Origin of the sequence: Kineococcus vitellinus (assembly GCF_009906315.1) — a bacterium.
Taxonomy (GTDB): domain Bacteria; phylum Actinomycetota; class Actinomycetes; order Actinomycetales; family Kineococcaceae; genus Kineococcus; species Kineococcus vitellinus.
The window spans coordinates 1-1,706 of record NZ_JAAALL010000505.1; the positions used below are offsets into that span (position 1 = coordinate 1).

1 protein-coding gene is annotated in these 1,706 nt (G+C 80.8%); it reads left to right on the forward strand.

Annotated elements, in window-relative coordinates; all coding sequences use genetic code 11:
- Nucleotides 1-1,706 (forward strand): thiol reductant ABC exporter subunit CydD (cydD, locus tag GTQ99_RS22900; RefSeq protein ID WP_166617966.1); only part of this gene is annotated, 1,706 nt, incomplete at both ends.

Genomic DNA, 1,706 nt, shown 5'->3' on the forward strand with positions numbered 1-1,706 from the left:
GCAGGAGCCCACGCGGGCCGCCGGCGCCGTCCCCGCCGCCCGGCGGCCGCGGGGCCCCGTCGACCCGCGGCTGCTGCGCCACGCCCGCCCGGCGCGGCGCGGCATCGCCGCGATCGCCGCGGTCGAGGTCCTCGCGGCCGCTCTGCTCGTCGTGCAGGCGCTCGCGCTGGCCGACCTCGTCGTCGCGCTGTGGAGCGGCACCGGCGCGCGCCCGGCCCTGCTCCTGCTCGCCGCGACGCTCGCCGGCCGCGTCGCGGCGACCTGGGTCGCGGCGCACCTGGCCCAGCGCACCGCCACCGCCGTGCGCACCGACCTGCGCTCGCAGGTGCTGGCCCGCACCCTGCGGCTGGGCCCGGCCTGGGCCGAGCGCTTCGGCACCGCGCGCCTGGCCGCCGTGCTCACGCAGGGCCTGCCCGCCCTCGACGGCTGGTTCACCCGCTACCTGCCGGCGCTGGTGCCGGGGGTGCTGCTGCCGCCCGCGGTCCTGCTCGTGCTGCTGGTGACCGACGTGCGCTCGGCGCTCACGGTCGCGCTGACCCTGCCGCTGGTGCCGGTGTTCGCGATCCTGCTCGGCAAGGCGACCCAGGCGCGCGCGGACCGCCAGTGGCACCTGCAGCGGGTGCTCTCGGCGCACTTCCTCGACGTCGTGCGCGGTCTGCCGACGCTGCGCGCGCACCGCCGCGCGCAGCGGCAGGTGGAGGCCGTGGCGGCCGTCACCGACGCCTCCCGCCGCGCCACGATGTCGGTGCTGCGCGTGGCGTTCCTGTCCTCCACCGCCCTCGACCTCGTCGGGACGCTGTCGGTGGGCCTGGTCGCCGTGACCGCCGGGATGCGGCTGGCCGGCGGCACCCTGGACCTGCGCACCGCCCTGCTCGTCATCCTGCTGGCGCCGGAGGCCTACCGGCCGCTGCGCGAGGTGGGCGCGCGCTTCCACGACTCCGCCGACGCCGCGGCCGTCGTCGACGACGTCGACGCGGTCCTCACCGCCGTGCCGGCCGCCCCCGCGCCCGCCCCCGGCGGCGGCGGCGCGCCGGGGCTGCGCCTGCGCGGGGTGCTCGTGCGCCGCGCGGACGGCAGCGCCGTCGTCGACGGCGCCGACCTCGACGTCGCGCCCGGCGAGCTGCACGCCCTCGCCGGCACCAGCGGCGCCGGCAAGTCGACGCTCGCGCGGGTCGCCGCCGGCGTCCTGGTGCCCGACGCCGGCGAGGTCGGCCACCGCCTGGACGCCGTGGCGCACCTGCCGCAGCGGCCGTCCTTCCCGCACGCCACGACCGTCGCCGAGGCCGTGCGCGCCGGGCGGGCGGTGGGCGAGGACGACGTGGCGTGGGCGCTGGCGGCCGCGGCGGCCGCCGACCTGGACCCCGCGACGGCCCTCGGGGAGGACGCCGCCGGGCTCTCGGCCGGTCAGCGCCAGCGCGTGGCGCTGGCCCGCACCCTCCTGTCCGTGCGCACCGGCGCCGACCGCCTCGTGCTCGACGAGCCCACCGCCCACCTCGACCCCGCCGCCGAGCTGGCCGTCGTGGCGAGCCTGCGCGAGCTGGCCCGCGCGCACGGCTGCGCGGTGCTCGTCGTCGCGCACCGCCCCGCGCTGCTGGCCGCCGCCGACCGCACCACCACGCTGCACCGCCCCGCCGCACCGGCCACCAGCACCGCACCGGCCACCACCACCGCCGCACGCACCGCCGCAGCGAGCACCCCGCCCACCC